The sequence below is a fragment of the Desulfonatronum lacustre DSM 10312 genome (genome assembly GCF_000519265.1).
Taxonomy (GTDB): Bacteria; Desulfobacterota; Desulfovibrionia; order Desulfovibrionales; family Desulfonatronaceae; genus Desulfonatronum; species Desulfonatronum lacustre.
Genome location: NZ_KI912608.1, coordinates 3,247,040 through 3,266,217 on the forward strand (window position 1 = coordinate 3,247,040; position 19,178 = coordinate 3,266,217).

Here is a 19,178-nt window from a genome sequence, read left to right on the forward strand (position 1 = left end):
GATGACCAAGCCGCGGGTTGAACTTTGGGAAACGCTTCTCCAAAAGGTCCGCGATGGTTTGATGGTCCGGACTCACTCCAAAGCGGTCCAACCCGGCGAAGCTTTCCTCGCGCTGTCGGGGTCGCGAACGGACGGGGCGGCGTTCATCGCGGAGGCGGTGACTCGCAAGGCCGGATACGTGATTGCTCCTGAGGGATATCTTCACGGTTCAGGCAGTGAAACGCTGAAAGGGACGGCGATTCTGGAACACCCCGATCCTCGGCGGGCATTGGGCGAACTGGCCGCGGCCCATCACGGCACGGACCGGGCCTGTCCGGTGTTGGTGGGGGTGACCGGGACCAACGGAAAGACCACGGTGGTTTTCCTGACTGCCCATCTGTTGCGATCAGCGGGGCTGCGCGTCGGGACCATCGGGACCATCGGCGCTCAGTGGCCCGGCGGGGAATGCGATCTCGGCATGACCACGCCGGATTGCTGGCGGCTGCACGGAATTTTGGCCCGGATGCGGGATGCCGGGGTGAGCCATGTCTGCATGGAGGTGTCCTCCCATGCCCTGGCCCAGCAGCGGACCGCCGGATTGCGCTTCAAAGCCGCGGTGTTGACCAACGTTACCCAGGACCATCTGGACTACCACCTCGACATGGAAAGCTATTTTCAGGCCAAGGCCTTGTTGTTTACTCCCGGAGCCTCGGGGCCCAAGCATCGCGTGGTCAACATGGATGACGACCATGGTCGCCGGTTGTTCAGCCGTTGGGGCGGCCTGGGGTACGGCCTGGAGCAGGGCGAGGACCTCGTTTCTGATGAGAACCAGCCGGATGTGGACGGCGAACCCGCGGAAGTTCTTCGGGGCGAAATCCTGGCTTGCGACCGGGCCGGGCTGCACCTGGGCATGAACTGGAAATCGTCCGCATGGTCGCTGCGTTCCTCCTTGGTGGGCCGGTATAACGCGGCCAACCTGCTGGCGGCCCAGGGAGCCGGGTTGCGGCTGGGAATGGAACCGGAACAGATGGCTGCGCTGGAACGATTTCCCGGCGTTCCCGGGCGACTGGAGCGGGTTCCCAATCGACAAGGTCTGGATATATTCGTGGACTACGCCCACACCCCAGACGCCTTGGAAAGCGTTGCCGGCGCGTTGCGAAAAGCGGGATTCAAACGTTTGATCATCGTGTTCGGGTGCGGTGGGAATAGGGACAAAACCAAGCGCCCCTTGATGGGGCAAGCCGTAGGCCGCCATGCGGACGTGGCGGTCCTGACCTCGGACAATCCCCGGCATGAAGACCCGAAAGCGATCCTGGCCGATGTCCTGCCCGGACTCGCGGCCTGTCCGCGGGTGATCACGGAAGTGGACCGAAGGTTGGCCATCCAACTCGCCCTGGACATGCTGCGTCCCGGCGACGCGCTGTTGGTGGCGGGCAAGGGGCACGAGTCCACGCAGCAGATTGGCGAAGAAAAACATCCTTTTCACGACCCCACGGTCATTCGTGGGATTCTGGGCGAGGCCGATGCCGAATTTGCTTCAACCGACGCGGGGATGGTCCCATGCGCATGAGTCTGAGCCGAATCGCACGAGTCCTGGGGCTTGAAGCACCGGTCGGCGACGCTGACGTGCTTGTCGCCGGGGCTTGTATCGATAGCCGGGACATCCGGCCTGGAGACCTGTTTTTCTGTCTCCCTGGCGAGCGCAGCGACGGCCATCATCACGCGGCCCAAGCCGTGGAAAGAGGGGCCGTGGCCGTGGTAGCGACGAGGGCCGTGCCCGAATTGGATGGGCGGGCTCCGATGCTGGTGCTTCGCGACGGGATGACCGCCCAGGCCGCCCTGGGCGAGGTGGCCTCGCTCTGGCGCGAAGGGTTCGCGGGACAGGTGATCGGCGTGACCGGCTCGGCCGGCAAGACCACGGTCAAGGAGATGGTGGCCCAGGTCTGTTCCCAAGCCGGCGCGACATGCCGAAACCGTTTGAACTGGAACAACCAGATCGGAATGCCCCTGTCCCTGTTGTCCTGTTCCGGAGAAGAGGCTTTTTGGGTCATGGAGGCCGGGATCAGCCGCCCTGGGGACATGGACGAACTGGGAGCGGTCCTGCGACCGGATCTGGCGATTCTGCTCAATGCCGGGGCCGCGCACGTGGCCGAACTGGGCGGCGTGTCCGGTGTGGCCGCGGCCAAGGCCCGGCTGGTCAGGTATCTCAATCCGGAGGGCAGAGCCTTGGTCAACCAGGATTGCCCGGAATTATGGCGGGAAAGCCTGGCCTTCACGGACCGGATTCACGGATTTTCCACGAAAGACCCCGACGCGGAGTTTTGGTCGGGAGAACCGTTCCAGGTCGATTCGGACCGGATGGGGTTGGCGTTGCGCCTGCGTGGCCGGAGTCTGACATTGTCCTGGCCGGTGGAGCGGGCTCCCGTGGCGCAAAACGTGCTGGCCACGGCTGCCGCGGCCGCCTTGCTGGGCATCGACACGGACGCGATTCAAAAAGGGTTGAGCGTCGATTTGGCCCTGCCGGGGCGCTTCAATGTGGAACGGCGCGGAGCTTGGGTCCTGGTGGACGACACCTATAACGCCAACCCTCTGTCCATGCGCCTGGCTCTGAACAGGGCTCATGCCCTGGCCGAGGGACGCCGCCTGGTTTGCGTTCTGGGAGACATGCTGGAATTGGGGGCCTCGGCCGGGGCCGAGCACTACGAGCTTGGCCGGGTCTTGAGCGGAGTCTGCTCCGAGGTCTACTACCACGGCGGACACGGCGCGGACGTGCGGGACGGACTGGCGGCGGAGAAGGCACCGGCGCGGTTCACGGCATGCGAGACTCCGGAACACTTCCTGAAAACGTGGCGCAAGTCCGTCGTTGCCGGAACAGCCGTGGACGGAGCCGACCAAGATGAGAGTGGAGGCGTGATCCTGTTCAAGGGGTCCCGGGCCGGAAAAATGGAACTGTATCTTGAAGCCCTGCGAACGGAGCCGAGCGCATGATCTATCACTTACTTTACCCGCTGGGGAGCGAATACATCGTTTTCAACGTGTTTCGCTACATCACCTTCCGCTCCGTGTACGCTCTGCTCACCGCGTTGCTGATATCCATCGTGCTGGGGCCACTTTTCATCGCCTGGCTGCAACGGCTGAAGTTCGGCCAGCACATTCGCGAGGACGTGCCCAAGCACAACGGCAAGGCCGGGACTCCGACCATGGGCGGCCTGCTGATCGCCTTTTCCCTGCTGACCAGCGTCCTGCTCTGGGGGGATCTGACCAACGTCTACCTCTGGTTGACCATTTTCGTCTTCGTGGGCTTCGGCTTAGTGGGCTTTTGGGACGACTTCCTGAAGGTGGTCAAAAAACGCAACCAGGGCTTGAGCGCCGGAGGCAAGCTGCTGGGACAGATCGTGGTGGCCCTGGGGGCGATATCGTTGTTGCTGTTGCAACCGGCCTATTCCACGATCCTGTATTTTCCGTTTTTGAAAATGCTCCAGCCGGACATGCTCTGGATGTACATCCCCTTCGCCGTGCTGGTGATGGTCGGCTCGTCCAACGGGGTGAACCTGACCGACGGCCTGGACGGCCTGGCCATTGGGCCGTTGATCGTGGCCGCGGCGTGTTTCGGTATCTTCGTTTACGTGGCCGGTCACGTGCAGATCGCCAAGTACCTCCAGGTGGCCTACGTGCCCGGCGTCGGCGAGGTGACGGTGTTCTGTGCCGCCCTGGTGGGCGCGGGGCTGGGCTTCTTGTGGTTCAACGCCTACCCGGCCCAGGTGTTCATGGGCGACGTGGGCAGTCTGAGCCTGGGCGGCGTTCTGGGATTCATCGCCGTGTTGGCCAAACAGGAATTATTGTTGTTGATCGTCGGCGGGCTGTTCGTGGTGGAGACCCTCTCCGTGATCCTCCAGGTGGGGTATTTCAAGATGACCGGGGGCAAACGCATTTTTCGAATGGCCCCCCTGCATCACCATTTTGAACTCCAGGGCGTACCGGAGTCCAAGATCATTGTCCGATGCTGGATTTTTTCCATCATCATGGCCCTGATTTCCCTGAGCGCCTTGAAACTTCGCTAAGGTCGAGCACAGCACATGTCCAGCCTGCACCAATCATTGCCCGGCTCAGGGCCGTCACGGATCCAACCCGGAGAAACAGCCGTGGTCGTCGGCACGGGCCGGTCCGGTCTGGCCGCGGCCGCTTTGCTGGACCATCTGGGCTGTGCTGTTCGGTTGGTGGATTCCGGGAAGGTGAGTCGGGAGGTCCGTGACCAGGCTGAAAAGCGGGGCTGGGACGTGCGGGAGGGCGGTCATTGCACGGAGCAGTTCGACCGCGCCGCTCTGGTGGTCCTCAGTCCGGGCGTGAACCGGCGCAAGCTGGAACCCTGGTTGACCGGCCTCGGGGCGGATCAGGTGATCGCGGAGCTTGAACTGGCCCTGGGTTTCGTGGACGCGCCGATCACCGCGGTGACCGGGACCAACGGCAAAACCACGACGACCACCTTGATCGGACGCTTTCTGGAAGCCATGGGCCGCCGGGTATTCGTGGGCGGAAACATCGGGACCCCGATGTCCAGTTATGTTTTGGAGTGCTTGAGCGCCGCGGATGCCGGGTCGTCCTCGAATTTCGAGAAAGCCGACAACCTCGTTTTGGAAGTGAGCAGTTTTCAGCTCCTGAACACGCGTTCGCTACGTCCCAGGGTCGGCGTGCTGCTCAACGTCAGTCCGAACCATTTGGATTATCATCAGGACATGGAAGAGTATCTGCAGGCCAAGCTGTCCTTGTTCGCCACCCAGGAACCCGAGGATACGGCTGTTTTTCCCGAGGAGATGCGGGAGCTGGTCCAGGCGCGTCGCGTGACCCGGGCCCGGACCGTGTATTTTGGGACGCAATCCGATTTGACCTGTCCGGCCCTGCCCGGACGGCACAACCAGGCCAACATCGCCGCCGCGTTCCAAGCCTGCCAGCCCTTCGGCCTGACCCGCGCCGCGGCCCAGACGGTCCTGGACGGTTTTTCCGGCCTGCCTCACCGGCTGCAAATCGTGGCCGAGCAGGGCGGCGTGGTTTTCGTGGACGACTCCAAGGGCACCACGGTTCAGGCCCTGAGGGCCGCTCTGGAGGCCTTTGACCGTCCGGTGCTGCTGCTGGCCGGAGGTGTGTTTAAAGGTGGCGATCTGGCTGGTCTGAAACCTCTCGTGCAAAGCAAGGCTCGGGCCGTGGGGCTGTTTGGGGCCGGTCGGGAAATTTTCGAGGCGGCCTGGGGCGACCTTGAAACGCCGCTGTTTTGGGAACCGACCCTGGAACGGGCCATGGACCGGCTCTGGCTCCAGGCCCGTTCCGGGGATGTGATGCTGCTCTCGCCGGCCACGGCCAGCTTCGACCTCTTCCGGGATTACAAGCATCGCGGCATGACGTTTCAGAATCACCTCCAGACCCTTGCGGAGCGTGGCCATGAATAGACTTGCCGCGGTGTCCGCCCGCGGGCCCGGAGTGGGGCGCGGCGAAGGAGTTGATTTCTGGTTGCTGTCCGTGGCCCTGCTGCTCTCCGGTTTGGGCTTGGTAATGGTGCTCAGCTCCAGCGGGATCATGGCCGAGCGCTTTTATGCGGATAAATACTATTTTTTCAAGCGACACTTGGTCTTTCTGATTATCGGGCTGGGCGTGATGAGCGCGGCCGCGGCTATTCCCCGTCAGTTGTATCTTCGGTTCACGTATGTCTGGCTGACCCTGGCCGGAGGTTTGCTGGTCCTGACCCTGGTTTCTCCCCTTGGAGTGCAGGCCGGAGGGGCGACACGCTGGCTGTCTTTGGGACCAATCATGATCCAGCCCCTGGAAGTTGCCAAAGTGGCTTTGGTCCTTTATCTGGCCTCGTTTTTCAGCCGCAAGCAGGAAATGATCCGCACCTTCGGGGTGGGCTTCCTGCCGCCGGTGTGCATCACCGGAGCGTTGAGCCTGCTGCTCCTGGCTCAACCGGACTTCGGCGGCGCGGCCTCGTTGATGCTGATCCTCTTCTGCATCAGTTTCGTGGGAGGGACCCGGCTGGTTTATTTGGGGGCGACTTCGTTCATGGCCCTGATGGGCGCGATTTTCCTGGTGATGAGTTCGCCCTACCGTTTTCGGCGCTGGTTCGCGTTCTTAGATCCGTTCCAGGACGCCCAGGACGTGGGCTATCAACTGGTTCAATCCCTGTACGCCCTGGGCGGTGGAGGATGGCTGGGCGAAGGATTGGGCGCCGGGAAGCAGAAGCTGTTCTTTCTGCCCGCGGCGCATACGGACTTTATTTTGGCCGTAATCGGCGAGGAGCTGGGTTTTATCGGTGTATCCGTGATTTTCGTTCTGGTGGGCGTCTTGCTTTGGCGAGGACTCCGAATCGCCAGGTTGCAGGACGGCTTGCAGGAACGGTTCGTCGCCTTCGGGATGCTGTTGGTTCTGGCTTTGGGGGCCATGCTGAACATGGCCGTGGTTCTGGGCGTGGTCCCGCCCAAAGGCGTGCCCATGCCGTTTCTGAGCTACGGAGGCTCCAGCCTGGTCATGTCCCTGCTCTGCGTGGGCGTGTTGCTGAACCTGTCACGGAGCGCCGGTTCGCCGAGCCGACGAAACGGAGCAACGCCATGAACCGGGTGATCCTGACCACCGGGGGAACCGGAGGCCATATTTTTCCGGCATTGGCCGTGGCCGAAGAGCTGCGGGAGCGGTATCCCGACATCCGATTGCTCTTCGTGGGCGGTGGGCGTGGGCCGGAGGGAAGATGGGCGGCAAGCGCCGGTCTGGACTTTCAGGCCCTCCCGGTCTCTGGAGTTTTTGGGCGAGGTTGGCGGGCCCTGGGCCTATTGTGGTGGTTGCCGCTGAGCGTGTCGCGGGCCATGATCATTGTTCGCGGGTTCAAGCCCGACGTGGTGTTGGGTTTGGGCGGCTACGCCGGGTTTCCCCTGGTTTTGGCGGCCTGGTTGCTCCGCGTGCCCACGGCGATTCACGAGCAGAACGGCCTGCCCGGAATGACCAACAGGCTGCTGGGCAGACTGGTCCGTCGGGTGCTGCTTTCCCTGCCGGACGATCACCATCTGTTCGACCCTCGGAAGGTGGTGGTCACCGGGAATCCGTTGCGCAAGGCGGTCCGTCAGCTGCGCTCCGCCCAGCCCGAAGGGGACAGCCCGCGGCGCAACGTGTTGATCCTCGGTGGAAGCCAGGGTGCCAGAGCCCTGAATCAGGCCGTGCTGGATTCCATGGATGGGTTTCGCGAAGAGCGGATTTCCCTATGGCATCAGACCGGGCAGGCGGACTGGGAGAGGATTTCCGGGGAGTATGCCCGGGCCGGTTGGAATCAGGTTCGTGTGGAGCCGTTCATTGAGGACGTGGCCGAGGCCTATGCCTGGGCGGACTTGGTGGTGTGTCGGGCCGGGGCGACCACGTTGGCTGAATTGACGGTCATGGGCAAGCCCAGCGTCTTGGTCCCCTTTCCCTATGCCACCCATGACCACCAGATGCTCAACGCTCGGAAGTTGGAGCAGGCCGGAGCGGCCATGGTGTTGGTGGAAAGCTACCTGACTCAGGTCCAACTGTGGACCGTGATCAAGGATTTGTTGGATATTCCCGGCAAGTTGCGGGACATGCGCAAGGCGGCCTGGGCAATGGGATGTCCGGAAGCCGGGGCTGACGTGGTTCGAGAACTTGAAGGATTGGTGCAACGCGGATGAAGTCGAAGGTCACGTCCATCCATATGGTTGGTCTGGGCGGTTCCGGAATGAGCGGAATCGCGGAAGTGCTGCTTAACTTGGGCTATAGCGTCTCCGGTTCGGACGTGGCCCCCGGTCCGGTGCTGGACCATCTGCGGACCCTCGGTGCGGTCACGTATGTCGGGCATTGCAAGGGCCGATTGGACCAAGCCCAGGTGTTGGTCAAGTCCACGGCGGTGCGGGACGACAATCCGGAGGTTCAGGAAGCCCGCGCCCTGGGGATTCCGATCATCCCCAGGGCGGAGATGCTGGCTGAACTGATGCGCCTGCGGACCGGGATCGCCGTGGCCGGAACCCACGGCAAGACCACGACCACTTCGATTCTGGCGACTATTTTCAAGGAAGCGGAGTTGGACCCCACGGTGATTATCGGCGGACGGCTCCGCAGCTACGGCAGCAACGCCCTACTGGGGCAGGGGGAGTACCTGATCGCCGAAGCGGACGAATCCGACGGCTCGTTCCTGTGCCTGTTTCCAATCATCAGCGTGGTGACCAACATCGACGCGGACCACCTGGATTTTTACCCGGACTTGGCGAGCATCAAGGAGGCCTTTGTTCAGTTCATGAACAAGGTGCCGTTCTACGGCCTGAACGTGGTCTGCGGCGACGATCCGGGGGTCCAGGCCGTTTTGCCCCAGGTCCGTCGTCCCGTGGTGACCTATGGGTTTGGAGCGGACAACGACGTGCGCGGCGAATTGCTGGAAGGTCGTCCGGGCAATCCCTTCCGGATTAGTTGGCGCGGTGAACCCTGGGCCGAGGTCAACCTGGCCCAACCGGGGCGGCACAATGTTTTGAACGCCTTGGGCGCGGTGGGCGTGGCCATTGAAATCGGCATGCCCAAGGAAGCGGTGCTGCGCGGTCTGACCAACTTCGGCGGCGTGGGGCGGCGCTTCGAGATCAAGGGTGAGCGTGAGGGCGTGACCGTGGTGGACGACTATGGACATCACCCCAAGGAAATCGTCGCGACCTTGCGCACCGCACGGGAGTTTTTTCCAGGGAGGCGGTTGATGGTGTTGTTCCAGCCTCACCGATTTTCTCGGACCAAAGCGCTGTTCGGTGATTTCTGCCGGGCCTTCGACCAAGCCGACCGCTTGCTGTTGCTGGAGATTTATCCGGCCTCCGAGGCCCCCTTGCCCGGCATCAGCGGGAGCAGTCTGGCTCAGGGCGTTCGGCAGGTCAGCCAGACCCCGGTGGACTTTTTTCCGGACATGCGCACGGCAAGTGAGGCTCTGCCGGACATCCTGCGACCGGGCGACGTGCTGTTGACGTTGGGGGCCGGCAATGTGTGGCAGGCCGGACAAGGTTTTTTGGAGGCCGTGTGAGGATGATCCCGTGAAGGTGGTCCCATGAAGGTGATTAAAGGCCCGCTTCTGGCCGACCGGACGACTTTGAGATTGGGCGGCAAGGCCATGGCCGAAATCGTGGTCCGTGAAACGTCGGACCTGGCCGATCTAGCCGGCTTGTTGGCCGAGCAAACGGCCAGACTCGGCGGCCGGTCCATGGTCCTGGGGGAAGGGAGCAATATCCTGGCAGCGGACCGGGATTTGGATCTGGTGTTGGTCCGGCTGGAAGGCGGCGGTGATCCCGAGATTATGGAACAGGGTGACGATGGAAACCGGATTTCAGAGGTGGACCGGGAAGCGGTCCGAATTCGGGTCCCAGGAGCCTTGCGGCTTCCACGGCTGTTGGGATGGTGCGCGGCTCGCGGCCTGCGTGGTTTGGAGCCATGGACGGGGATTCCCGGTTCCGTGGGCGGGGCCGTGGCCATGAACGCCGGTTCGTACGGGCTGGAGATGGCCCAGGTTCTGGAACGAGTCCTGATCTGGACCCCGGACCGGGGCGGCCGGTGGCTTGATGCCGCTGCTCTCCAATTCGGATACCGACGGTTCGATTCGGGGCTTGACGATGCGGTTCAGCTGGTGCTGGCCGCGGAACTGCGGGTCGAACGGGACGAGCCGACTGAAGTGCGAACACGGATGCGCAACTGGTTCGACCGTAAAAAAGAGACTCAGCCGATCACCGTGGCCTCGGCCGGGTGCGTGTTCAAGAATCCCGACGCGGAAAACCCGGCGGGCAGGCTTTTGGACCGGGTCGGGCTGCGCGGATTTCGAAAGGGCGACATGGCCTTTTCCGAGCGGCACGCGAATTTTTTGATCAACCTCGGCGGCGGCTCGGCTGACGACGCCTTTGCTCTGCTGGATCTGGCCCGGGAACGGGTCGCGGCTCGTTTCGGCCTGGAACTGGAAACCGAGGTCAAGGTGCTGGCATGAGCGTGGCCGCCGCAAGACTCCGACCCGGCGGCTGGTTCAGTCCCGGGACCCGCAAGAGCAACAAATGGGCGGGCGGAAAAAGTGCCCCGTCCGTGCCCAAGCGAGCCGCGAAACCGTCGGTAAAGCCGGCCCGGAACAAGGCCGCGAGGCGTCCGGTACGCATCGGGGGGCTGCTGACGGCGCTTATTCTGTTTGTATTGAGGTTTTTCGGTTGGACCTTGGGGTTGCTGCTGGTGGCGACGCTTCTTGGAAGCATCAGCCTCGGGCTGATCTACGGTTACCGGGCGTTGACCACGTCCGCTCATTTTGCCGTCTCCCACGTGGAGATCATCGGCAACAGGCAGCTCAGCACGCCGGAGGTGCTGAACCTGAGCGGCGTGACAGTGGGGATGAACCTCCTGGAGGTCAGTCTGGGCGAGGTCAGCCGAAAACTGCAACACAACCCATGGGTCGAAAGCGCCACGGTCCGGCGGGTGCTCCCGGACGGGGTGGCCATCGACATCGTGGAACGTGAACCGTTTTTCTGGGTTCAGCAGGGCGGGACCTTGTTTTACGCGGATCGCAACGGAGTTCCCATCGCCGCACTGGAACTGGGCCGCTTCGTGTCCTTGCCGGTCCTGATTTTGGAGCAAGGCGTGGAGCCGAACTGGCGGTTGATGGAAGAGTGGGTGCGGGCCGTGGAGCGGTTGGAATTCCCGTTTGGTTTTTCGGACGTGGCCTGGTTGAAGGTGGAGGACGCGAATCTTCTACGCATCCACCTGGAAGATCGGGGCTTGGTGATTCATTTTGATCTGAGCGACTGGCGCGGGCATCGCGCAATAATGAATCAAGTTTGGGAAGATTTGCGCTCTCGTGGAGAGCTGAACAATATTGAACGGTTGACTGTCATGTCGGGCAAGGCCTGGGTCCAGTTGAAACAGTCCTGACAGCGAAATCGAGGAGCGGAAAATGGCGAAAAAATCATCATCCAAATCCGATCTGATCGTCGGGCTGGACATCGGAACCACCAAAATCTGCACCGTGGTAGGGGAGGCTACGCCTAACGGCGTAGACGTGGTAGGCATCGGCACGGCCCCGTCCTCGGGACTGCGCAAGGGCGTGGTGGTGAATATCGAGCAGACCGTGCAGTGCATCAAAAAGGCCTTGGAAGAGGCGGAACTGATGGCCGGCTGCGAAATCCGTTCGGTGTATTCCGGCATCGCCGGCAGCCACATCAAGGGCTTCAACAGCCACGGCGTGATCGCGGTCAAGGGCGGAGAGGTGACGCCCAAGGACATGGAGCGGGTCATCGACGCGGCCAAGGCCGTGGCCATCCCCCTGGACCGCGAGGTGATCCACATCCTGCCCCAGGAGTTCATCGTCGACGAACAAAACGGCATCGCGGACCCTATCGGCATGGCCGGGGTGCGGCTGGAGGCCAAGGTGCACATCGTGACCGGAGCGGTGAGCAGCGCCCAGAACATCATTCGTTCCTGCCATCGAGCCGGGTTGGACGTGGCGGACATCGTCCTGCAGTCCCTGGCCTCCACCGAGGCCGTGCTGACCCCGGAGGAGCGCGAAATCGGCGTGGCTCTGGTGGACATCGGCGGCGGGACCACGGATGTGGCGATTTTTTCCAACAATTCCATCAAATATACGTCGGTCCTGGCCCTGGGTGGAAGCAACCTGACCAACGACATCGCCTTCGGCCTGCGCACGCCGATGTTGGCCGCGGAAAAGATCAAGATCAAATACGGCTGCGCCCTGACGGACATCGTGCAAAAGGACGAGATCATCGACGTGCCCAGTGTGGGCGGTCGCGAGGCGCGGCGGGTTTCCCGGCGGGTGCTCGCGGAGATCTGTGAACCGCGGATGGAGGAAATTCTGGCCCTGGTGGAACAGGACCTGAACCAGTCCGGGTGCAAGAATCTTATCGGGGCCGGAATCGTTCTCACCGGCGGGTCGGCTTTGTTGGACGGGATGGCCGACCTGGGCGAGCAGATTTTCAACCTGCCCACCCGCATCGGCTATCCGCGGGAAGTGGGGGGGCTGAAGGACGTGGTGATGAACCCGATGTATTCCACCGCCGTGGGACTGCTGATGTATGGAGCGCGCAAGGAAGGGCTGGACCAGCGATTCCGGATCCGGGACACCCATATTTTCAACCGCATCCTGAACCGGATGCGCAAGTGGTTTTCCGATGTTTCCTGAGTGGGAAACGCGCATTGGAATTTCAAATTTGAGATTTGAAATTTGAAACTCATGGAAGTGCGCGTTGATGCGTCGCGGGAACGCATTTGACTGAGATGGCGAACGGTAATGACGAAAAGAGATGCCGAGAAAAGATGCCTGAAAAGATGACAGACGGGTGCGACGAGCGAGACGGACGGGAACAACGCCGAGGGATGCGGAACAACAATTTTTTGACCATCAGGTAAGCGAACAGGGAGGAGAAGCGTATGCAGTTCATGGAACTTGAAAACGACATCAATGCAACGATCAAGGTCGTCGGGGTCGGCGGCGGGGGCAGCAACGCCGTGAACAACATGATCAGCTCTTCGTTGAAGGGCGTCACGTTCATCGCGGCCAACACGGATTTGCAGGCCTTGAACAGATCTCGGGCCGAATTCAAGATTCAATTGGGCGAGAAGCTGACCAAGGGGCTCGGAGCCGGGGCGAATCCGGACATCGGTCGCGAGGCGGCCCTGGAAAGCGTGGACCAGATCCGAAAGATACTGGAGCCGGCGGACATGGTCTTCGTCACCGCGGGCATGGGCGGCGGCACCGGCACCGGAGCGGCCCCGGTCATCGCCGAGGTGGCCCGGGAAATGGGCGCCCTGACCGTGGCCGTGGTGTCCAAGCCGTTTTATTTTGAAGGCAAGAAGCGGTTGCTTCAGGCCGAGAAAGGGGCCGCGGCCCTGGCTGACGCCGTGGACACGATCATCACCATTCCCAACGACCGGCTGCTTTCCCTGGCCGCACAGAAGGCCGCCTTCCTGGACATGCTCAAAAAGGCCGACGAGGTGCTGTTCTACGCGGTCAAAGGCATTTCCGACCTGATCATGGTCCCCGGGCTCATCAACCTGGACTTCGCGGACGTCAAGGCGGTCATGTCCGAGATGGGGCTGGCCATGATGGGCACGGGTATCGCCAAGGGCGAGGGCCGGGCTCGGGAGGCCGCGCTGAAGGCCATCAATAGTCCGTTGTTGGAGGACGTGAGCATCGACGGAGCCAAGGGCGTGCTGCTGAACATCACCTGCGCTCCGGATATGACCATTGATGAAGTCAGCGAGGCGGCCAGCATCATTCACGAAGCGGCCCACGACGACGCCAAGATTTTCTTCGGCACCGTGTTTGACGAGGATGCCGGCGACGAGATGCGGATCACCGTGATCGCCACGGGCATCGGCACGAACGCCGCCACTGTCGGGCGAGGCGAGGATTCGTCCCGAGTGATCGATCTGGGCGGGGTGCGCAACAACGCGCGCAACTCCGGCAATATCGTCCGGCGTCCGTACGTTCCTTCCAGCGCTGAGGATCGCAGCATCCCGGCCTATCTGCGCAAGGGGCTGCGCAGTGAACATGGACAGCTCAACCAAGGACATTCACACGGTTCTTCCAAGGGGATGGCCCAACCCCAGACCCAAGCGCCGAACCGGATGCTCCGCGTGGCCTCCGGCGGGGGAGGAGAGGATTTCGTCTTTGATGAAGAGGAGTTCGAGATTCCGTCCTTCCTGCGCAAGCAGGCGGATTGATCCAGGCTGCGGGGTTTCGAAGCCTGACCTCGATAATCAAGTGGACCATGGTCGGCGCGTCGTCGGTGCGCGTGCCGCCTCAACAACGCCGGAGCAACGGGTGAAGCGCGATCGCCGTCCCCCCGGCTCACGGGCCATTCCAGAGCAGGAGTGGGGCGGTCGCCTGCCCATGGCCCTGGTCTTTCCCCAGAAGCCTGCTCTGGCCTATTCCAGCCTGGGATGGCAGGCGGTGCTGGAGTTGTTGCGGTCTCGTCCGACATTGGCCTTGGAGCCGGTGTTCTGGGATCCGGACCGGCATGAGTTGGTCCGGCCCTTTGGAAAACGCGGACTGGACGCCTTTGGCGTCGTGGCCTTCAGTCTGACCTACGAGTTCGATTACCTCCATCTGTTCCGTATCCTGACGGCGTCCGGGATCGCCCCCGACGCCGCGCGACGCCCCTCCTGGCCACTGGTCATGGCCGGAGGGGCGCTCGCGTTTATGAATCCCGCTCCCATCGCCCCCAGCGTGGATCTGTTCTGGGTGGGGGAGGCCGAGGCAGGGCTGGTCGACTGTCTGGAGGTCCTGGCTGAAGCGTATGTCCGAAACGCTTCCCGTGATGACGCTCTGGACTTGATCGCGGCCATGCCCGGGGTCTACGTTCCCGGAAAGAGCACGTTGCCCGTGCATCGAGCCGTGCATCTGCATCCCTCGTACCTGGGTGGACTGGAAGCCCCGGTCAGTTCCTGCTTCATTACTCCGGACGCCGTGTTCCGGGACACCCTGCTGTTGGAGGTCAATCGTGGCTGTCCGCACGGTTGCCGATTTTGCGCAGCGGGATACGTGTACCGTCCACCCAGAATGGCTTCCCTGGACGACCTCCAGGAAATCGTGCTGCGCAAGCGGCCACGTAAAGTGGGGCTCGTGGGCACGGCCCTGACGGACTGGCCGGATCTGGGGCGTTTTCTCGCCTGGCTTGGCGAGCAAAAAGTGGACGTCTCCCTGTCCTCCTTGCGGGCCGAGGGACTGACCGAAGAGCTGCTGGACATCTTGCGCGCCCTGGGAACGCGTACGATCACCCTGGCACTGGAGGGAGCAAGCCGGACGTTGCGGGACTCGATGAACAAACATGTTCGAGAAGAGGCTTTTCTGCGGACCGTGGAACGCCTCTCCCGCAAGGGGTTCAATCATCTGAAAATTTATTTGCTGGTCGGTTGGCCGGGAGAGACCGACGCGGACTGGGAAGAGTTTGGTCTGTTTCTGCGGGAAGTGGACCAGGCTCGGACTACTGGTGGCGGGCGAGGGAAAACCAACCTGAAGCTGATCACCCTGGGACTGGGCTGCCTGGTGCCCAAACCCTGGACGCCCTTGCAATGGGCGGCCATGGCCGATGAACAGGCCTTCAAGGATCGAGTATCCCAAATCCGTAAGGCGACCAAAAGCATGACCGGGGTACAAGTCCGCTCGGACGCGCCGGGGCTGGCCAGGATTCAAGGACTCTTGGCCCGAGGCGACGAGCGGGTCCACGAGTTGATCCGACTTGCCGCCGGCCAGAAAGGTCGCGAGCTGGAGGTGTGGACCGCGGCCTTGGCGCAGTGGCCGGGCGATCCGGCTTGGTACCTGGACCGGGAACGGGCGCGGGACGAGATTTTTCCGTGGGAAGTGATCGATCCGGGACTGGACCGGGAATATCTGTGGCGGGAATGGGAGAAGGTTGGGACGCGGCGCACGTCGCCGCCCTGCCCCATGGATTTCGCTCCGGACGGACTTCAGGCGGGGTGCTTGAAGTGCCGCCGTTGCGGGCTGCAAAAATGGCTTCAGACCTGAAGCCGACTACACGCCTCAGGAAAAACCCCTTCCCGGAGTACAGCCGGAAGTTGGAGCAAAGCCGGAGGATGATGCTTCGGAGGACCGTCCAGATGTGGATGCACGGCAGACGGACATAACTTTTACGGCTTGTCCCGAACCACACTTCGGACAGGGCTTGGCTTCCTGGTCCGAAAGCCGGGTCAGTTCCTCGAAAACATGGTTGCATTGGGGACATGCGTATTCGAAAATGGGCATGGAGTTGCTCCTTGGGATTGAGAGTTTTGTTGGATTGCGTCGCGTCTGACTCCAGGATGTTTACGCAGCAGGCTCGGATGTCAAGTAACGCTCAAAGGATGATCCGGCGTTGACGAGGTTTCGGCATGCGTCTTTGCGTCATTAATTGTGCACTGCAAAATGAATTGCAATCCCTGGGGAACACGGTTCTGGGGCTGCATCCCAAACCCGGAATTCACGATCTGCCCCGCCTGCTGGAAGAGCATCGCTTTGAGCCGGACGTGGTGATTCAACAGGAAAGTCTTGGTCCGCGCGTGCTTCTGAAGGGCCTGGAGAACATTTCCGGGCTCAAGGTCTTCTGGTCCATCGACACCCATTTGAACGCCTTCTGGCAGATGGAGTACGTCCGTCTGTTCGATTTGGCCTGCTCCACGCAGCGGAACTGGAGCGAGTATCTGCACAAGCAGACCAACGTCCCGGCATTCTGGCTGCCCTGGTTCGGACGTCGCCTGCCTTGGAAGGGGTGGAATCAGCGTCAGCGGGCGGTCTGTTTCGTGGGCCGAGTGACCGAGCATCGCCCTTCCCGCAAGCGATTCGTCGATTTTTTACGCCGCGAGTTCCAGATGGAGCTGGTCCAGGACGTCTCTTTTCAACAAATGCTGGAGGTCTACCGGGAAGCGCGGTTGGCGCCCAACGAGTCCATTTTCGGGGAAATCAATTTCCGGTTGTTCGAGGCCGCGTCCTGCGGCTGTCTCGTGCTCAATCCTTCCGGGATTCCAGGGCTGGAAGAGACCTTTCTTCCGGACAGGGAAATCGGGGTATTCAGCCACGCCCTGGAACTCAAGTCCAAGGTCAACCATTACTCTCGGAATCAAGGCCTGGCAGAGCAAATGGCCAAGGCGGCCTGGGCCAGGATCCAGGAGGAGCATCTGGCGATCCATCGCGCTCAAAAGCTGCTTGAGGCAGTGACCCAGGCCACGGGTCGGTCATCAAGCCGACCCGAACCTCCAGCGCTGTCGTGGGCCTTGACGCTGTACCGATTGTGGCAGGCTCGGCGGGTGCCCATAGCCACGGAAGTCTTGGAGAATCAGCTATTGGCTCTGCCGGAATCCCCTCGCAAGCGCGAAGCCTTGTTAGGGTTCTGGCTGGGAACGAATCGACGGGATCTGGTTCTTCACGACCTCATGACATTGCTGCAGCCCGACATCGCTTATGGAAACGAACCGTCGTTGGCGAGGAACGCCTCCCTTGCTGCTTTGCATTTGGGAGAGTTTACCCTGGCTACCGCCTTCTGGATGCGCTACCGGAAATCTACCGGACGCATGGCCAAGAAGCCGCTTACGCCTCATCGACTTTACCTGGAGTGGTCACGCGAAATGATGCGGGATGATTATCGAGTGCGCCGCGGATTTGTGTACGACCACGAGCGCCAGATCCCGGAGTCCGCCCTGGAGTGTCTGATTATGGGCCACCGTCTCAATCCTCATGATATGGACATCTGCAAAGCCATGGATGCTCTTTTGCAAAAAGAACCCGGGTTTGAGCCGACTCGCTTGGCTCTGCTGTCCCACGTGACCCTGCACCAGCCCCTCAACTGGCAGGCAGGGCTGAAACTGGGTCTGGTCAACCTCCAGGACTTCAGGCTAGAACAAGGTCTGGAAGAGCTGCTTCTGGCCGCTTCAAGGGCTGAGGAGCAGGGTGAATCACGAAAATTCAACAACGCCCTGGCTGCGGCCGATCCGGACGGCTCGATCCGCGCGACTTTGAATCTTTAACCCGGTGCGGAGCGATTATCCGTTCCTCTTTCCCATGCTTGAACTGCTACGCATCCGCAACCTCGCCCTGATCGACGATCTGGAACTGGAATTCGGCCCCGGCTTGAACGTGATCACCGGAGAAACCGGGGCCGGCAAGTCGTTCATTCTCCGCGCCCTGGATTTCCTTCTGGGAGAGAAGCTGGCCGTGAATCTCGTTCGTCCGGGCCATGACAAGGCCCGGGTGGAGGCGGTCTTCGCGGGCGGAGAGAACGGCTCCTCCGCCGAAACGGTGATCCGTCGCGAACTGTCCGCGCAATCCGGTCGCTCCCGTGTCTGGGTCAACGACGAGTTGGCCTCTCAAGACGGTCTGAAACGGCTGCGTTCCAGGTTGATCCTGCACGCCAGCCAGCACTCCCAGCAGCAACTCCGTCTGCCGTCCTTTCATGCCCGCCTGCTGGACCGGTTCCTGGAGCAGCCGGAACTGGTCAGGGAAAAGGATCGCCGCTTGGCCGCGTTGTCCACCCTGGTGGATCGCCAACGCGAACTGGAGGAGCGCTTGCGGGGCTTGCGGGATCGCAAGGATCTCCTGGAATACCAACGCTCGGAGATCGCCAAGGTCGACCCCAGGCCCGAGGAGGAGGAGGAACTGGAGGCGCGCAAACAAGTCCTGCGCGACCAGGCCCAAGCCCAGCAACACGTCGATTCAGCCATAGAGCTGCTTTGCACTCCGGATACCGGGCTGCACGACGCCCTGGGCAAGTTGCGCAAGGCCGTGCTGAACCTGGAGAATGCGGGTTCGCCGCGGATTTTGGAGACGGTCTCGGAGGTTGAGGGGGAGTCAAGCGAAACGGCTCCAGAGACGGTATCCGATGCCGAAGCGCTGCTTCAGTTCGGCGAGCACCTCCACGATTTGGAGCGCCGCCTGCGCGGCATGGCCAGGACCCAGACCGCCCAGGGCGAGCTGGAGTCCATCGAGGCCCGACTCTGGGATCTCTCTCAACTTAAACGCAAATTGAAACGACCGCTGGAGGAAATCGTCCGGCTCAAGGAGGAAGTGGACGCCAACCTCTCCTATCTGGACGCTTCGGGGTTGGACCTGAAGCAGTTGGAGCGCGACATCGACCAGGCGCGAAACGATCTGGCCGGAACCCTGGCCGCCCTGGACGAGGATCGACGGCGTACCGCCACGGACGTCGGAGGCCGCTTGGGCCGGGACTTGCGGGAATTGGGCTTTTCCGAACATCTGAATATCGAATTCACCTTCGCCCCCCTGGAAATCTTTCCCGGGCTGACCGAACACCGCCCCCGGCTGCTCTGGGCCCCCAACCCGGGCCAGCCTTTCCAGCCCCTGGAGGAAATCGCCTCCGGCGGCGAACTGTCCCGCGTACTCCTGGCGATCATCGGCCTGATGGCCGACGCGGACAATCCGACCCTGATCTTCGACGAAGTGGACGCCGGCATCGGCGGCATGACCCTGAACAAGGTCGGTGACCGCCTGCGCTCCCTGGCCGCGGTGCAGCAAGTTCTGGTGATCACCCACTGGCCGCAGCTTGCGGCCCAGGGCGACATGCACTTCCAGGTCCGCAAGGAAGTGGTGGACGGGGCTACCTTTACCCGCTGCACGGCCCTGGAAGGGGCGGAACGGGAAGAGGAGTTGCGGCGGATGACCGGTGGCGGATGGAAAGCATAGCGGCTTTTCTCAC

Annotated in this window: 15 protein-coding genes; 14 read left to right on the forward strand and 1 reads right to left on the reverse strand. The window is 62.0% G+C overall.

The features are described 5' to 3' along the window. Window position 1: 1 nt before the first annotated feature. The 12 genes from DESLA_RS20865 (at window position 2) to DESLA_RS20870 (ending at window position 15,502) form a co-directional block, all read left to right on the forward strand. Window positions 2-1,549, forward strand: a complete 1,548-nt coding sequence (locus DESLA_RS20865) for a UDP-N-acetylmuramoyl-L-alanyl-D-glutamate--2,6-diaminopimelate ligase (RefSeq protein WP_051434908.1) — start codon at window positions 2-4, stop codon at window positions 1,547-1,549. Further along, window positions 1,540-2,967 (forward strand): UDP-N-acetylmuramoyl-tripeptide--D-alanyl-D-alanine ligase, encoded by a 1,428-nt coding sequence (locus tag DESLA_RS0115335; RefSeq protein WP_028573145.1) that lies wholly within the window; start codon window positions 1,540-1,542, stop codon window positions 2,965-2,967. Before DESLA_RS20865 ends, DESLA_RS0115335 begins: the two co-directional genes overlap by 10 nt. Further along, entirely contained in the window at window positions 2,964-4,040 is a 1,077-nt protein-coding gene (gene mraY / locus DESLA_RS0115340) for a phospho-N-acetylmuramoyl-pentapeptide-transferase (RefSeq protein ID WP_028573146.1), read from the forward strand. The genes DESLA_RS0115335 and mraY overlap by 4 nt, the downstream gene beginning before the upstream one ends. A 15-nt stretch (window positions 4,041-4,055) precedes the next feature. Beyond that, window positions 4,056-5,420, forward strand: coding sequence for a UDP-N-acetylmuramoyl-L-alanine--D-glutamate ligase (gene murD / locus DESLA_RS0115345; RefSeq protein ID WP_084032115.1), 1,365 nt, complete (start codon window positions 4,056-4,058; stop codon window positions 5,418-5,420). After that, a complete protein-coding gene (gene ftsW, locus DESLA_RS0115350; RefSeq protein ID WP_028573148.1) occupies window positions 5,413-6,576 on the forward strand; it encodes a putative lipid II flippase FtsW in 1,164 nt (387 codons plus the stop codon). Before murD ends, ftsW begins: the two co-directional genes overlap by 8 nt. Beyond that, the gene (gene murG, locus DESLA_RS0115355) at window positions 6,573-7,655 is read left to right on the forward strand and encodes an undecaprenyldiphospho-muramoylpentapeptide beta-N-acetylglucosaminyltransferase (RefSeq protein WP_028573149.1); all 1,083 of its coding nucleotides are present in this window, start codon (window positions 6,573-6,575) and stop codon (window positions 7,653-7,655) included. Before ftsW ends, murG begins: the two co-directional genes overlap by 4 nt. After that, complete coding sequence (murC, locus tag DESLA_RS0115360) at window positions 7,652-9,016, forward strand: UDP-N-acetylmuramate--L-alanine ligase (RefSeq protein ID WP_028573150.1); 1,365 nt, start codon at window positions 7,652-7,654, stop codon at window positions 9,014-9,016. The genes murG and murC overlap by 4 nt, the downstream gene beginning before the upstream one ends. Before the next feature lie 24 nt (window positions 9,017-9,040). Further along, entirely contained in the window at window positions 9,041-9,964 is a 924-nt protein-coding gene (gene murB / locus DESLA_RS0115365) for a UDP-N-acetylmuramate dehydrogenase (protein WP_028573151.1), read from the forward strand. Continuing rightward, window positions 9,961-10,890 (forward strand): cell division protein FtsQ/DivIB, encoded by a 930-nt coding sequence (locus tag DESLA_RS0115370; RefSeq protein WP_028573152.1) that lies wholly within the window; start codon window positions 9,961-9,963, stop codon window positions 10,888-10,890. The genes murB and DESLA_RS0115370 overlap by 4 nt, the downstream gene beginning before the upstream one ends. 22 nt (window positions 10,891-10,912) lie before the next feature. Continuing rightward, window positions 10,913-12,154: a cell division protein FtsA gene (gene ftsA / locus DESLA_RS0115375; RefSeq protein ID WP_028573153.1), complete on the forward strand. Its 1,242-nt coding sequence runs from the start codon at window positions 10,913-10,915 to the stop codon at window positions 12,152-12,154. Window positions 12,155-12,402: 248 nt separating this feature from the next. Beyond that, the gene (ftsZ, locus tag DESLA_RS0115380; protein ID WP_028573154.1) at window positions 12,403-13,698 is read left to right on the forward strand and encodes a cell division protein FtsZ; all 1,296 of its coding nucleotides are present in this window, start codon (window positions 12,403-12,405) and stop codon (window positions 13,696-13,698) included. A gap of 100 nt (window positions 13,699-13,798) precedes the next feature. Beyond that, on the forward strand, window positions 13,799-15,502 hold the full coding sequence (locus tag DESLA_RS20870; RefSeq protein WP_051434743.1) for a radical SAM protein: 1,704 nt from the start codon (window positions 13,799-13,801) through the stop codon (window positions 15,500-15,502). Between the two features lie 15 nt (window positions 15,503-15,517). Here the strand turns inward: DESLA_RS20870 and DESLA_RS22580 are convergent, their stop codons facing one another. Then, window positions 15,518-15,739, reverse strand: a complete 222-nt coding sequence (locus DESLA_RS22580; RefSeq protein ID WP_028573155.1) for an FmdB family zinc ribbon protein — start codon at window positions 15,737-15,739, stop codon at window positions 15,518-15,520. A 125-nt stretch (window positions 15,740-15,864) separates the two neighbouring features. On the opposite strand from DESLA_RS22580, the gene DESLA_RS20875 reads away from it, so the two are divergent. Together DESLA_RS20875 and DESLA_RS0115400 are read left to right on the forward strand one after the other, a co-directional pair. Next, entirely contained in the window at window positions 15,865-17,493 is a 1,629-nt protein-coding gene (locus tag DESLA_RS20875) for a glycosyltransferase family protein (RefSeq protein ID WP_051434744.1), read from the forward strand. Window positions 17,494-17,527: 34 nt separating this feature from the next. Continuing rightward, entirely contained in the window at window positions 17,528-19,165 is a 1,638-nt protein-coding gene (locus DESLA_RS0115400; RefSeq protein ID WP_028573156.1) for a DNA repair protein RecN, read from the forward strand. The last annotated feature ends 13 nt before the right edge of the window (window positions 19,166-19,178 follow it).

What these genes read in the sequence shown, in the direction of transcription:
- DESLA_RS20875 (WP_051434744.1), top strand. Translation starts at nt 15,865, where the DNA reads ATGCGTCTTTGCGTCATTAATTGTGCACTGCAAAATGAATTGCAATCC.
- DESLA_RS22580 (WP_028573155.1), bottom strand. Translation starts at nt 15,739, where the DNA reads ATGCCCATTTTCGAATACGCATGTCCCCAATGCAACCATGTTTTCGAG.
- ftsW (WP_028573148.1), top strand. Translation starts at nt 5,413, where the DNA reads ATGAATAGACTTGCCGCGGTGTCCGCCCGCGGGCCCGGAGTGGGGCGC.
- murG (WP_028573149.1), top strand. Translation starts at nt 6,573, where the DNA reads ATGAACCGGGTGATCCTGACCACCGGGGGAACCGGAGGCCATATTTTT.
- murC (WP_028573150.1), top strand. Translation starts at nt 7,652, where the DNA reads ATGAAGTCGAAGGTCACGTCCATCCATATGGTTGGTCTGGGCGGTTCC.
- DESLA_RS0115370 (WP_028573152.1), top strand. Translation starts at nt 9,961, where the DNA reads ATGAGCGTGGCCGCCGCAAGACTCCGACCCGGCGGCTGGTTCAGTCCC.
- murB (WP_028573151.1), top strand. Translation starts at nt 9,041, where the DNA reads ATGAAGGTGATTAAAGGCCCGCTTCTGGCCGACCGGACGACTTTGAGA.
- DESLA_RS0115335 (WP_028573145.1), top strand. Translation starts at nt 1,540, where the DNA reads ATGCGCATGAGTCTGAGCCGAATCGCACGAGTCCTGGGGCTTGAAGCA.
- ftsA (WP_028573153.1), top strand. Translation starts at nt 10,913, where the DNA reads ATGGCGAAAAAATCATCATCCAAATCCGATCTGATCGTCGGGCTGGAC.
- ftsZ (WP_028573154.1), top strand. Translation starts at nt 12,403, where the DNA reads ATGCAGTTCATGGAACTTGAAAACGACATCAATGCAACGATCAAGGTC.
- murD (WP_084032115.1), top strand. Translation starts at nt 4,056, where the DNA reads ATGTCCAGCCTGCACCAATCATTGCCCGGCTCAGGGCCGTCACGGATC.
- mraY (WP_028573146.1), top strand. Translation starts at nt 2,964, where the DNA reads ATGATCTATCACTTACTTTACCCGCTGGGGAGCGAATACATCGTTTTC.
- DESLA_RS20865 (WP_051434908.1), top strand. Translation starts at nt 2, where the DNA reads ATGACCAAGCCGCGGGTTGAACTTTGGGAAACGCTTCTCCAAAAGGTC.
- DESLA_RS0115400 (WP_028573156.1), top strand. Translation starts at nt 17,528, where the DNA reads ATGCTTGAACTGCTACGCATCCGCAACCTCGCCCTGATCGACGATCTG.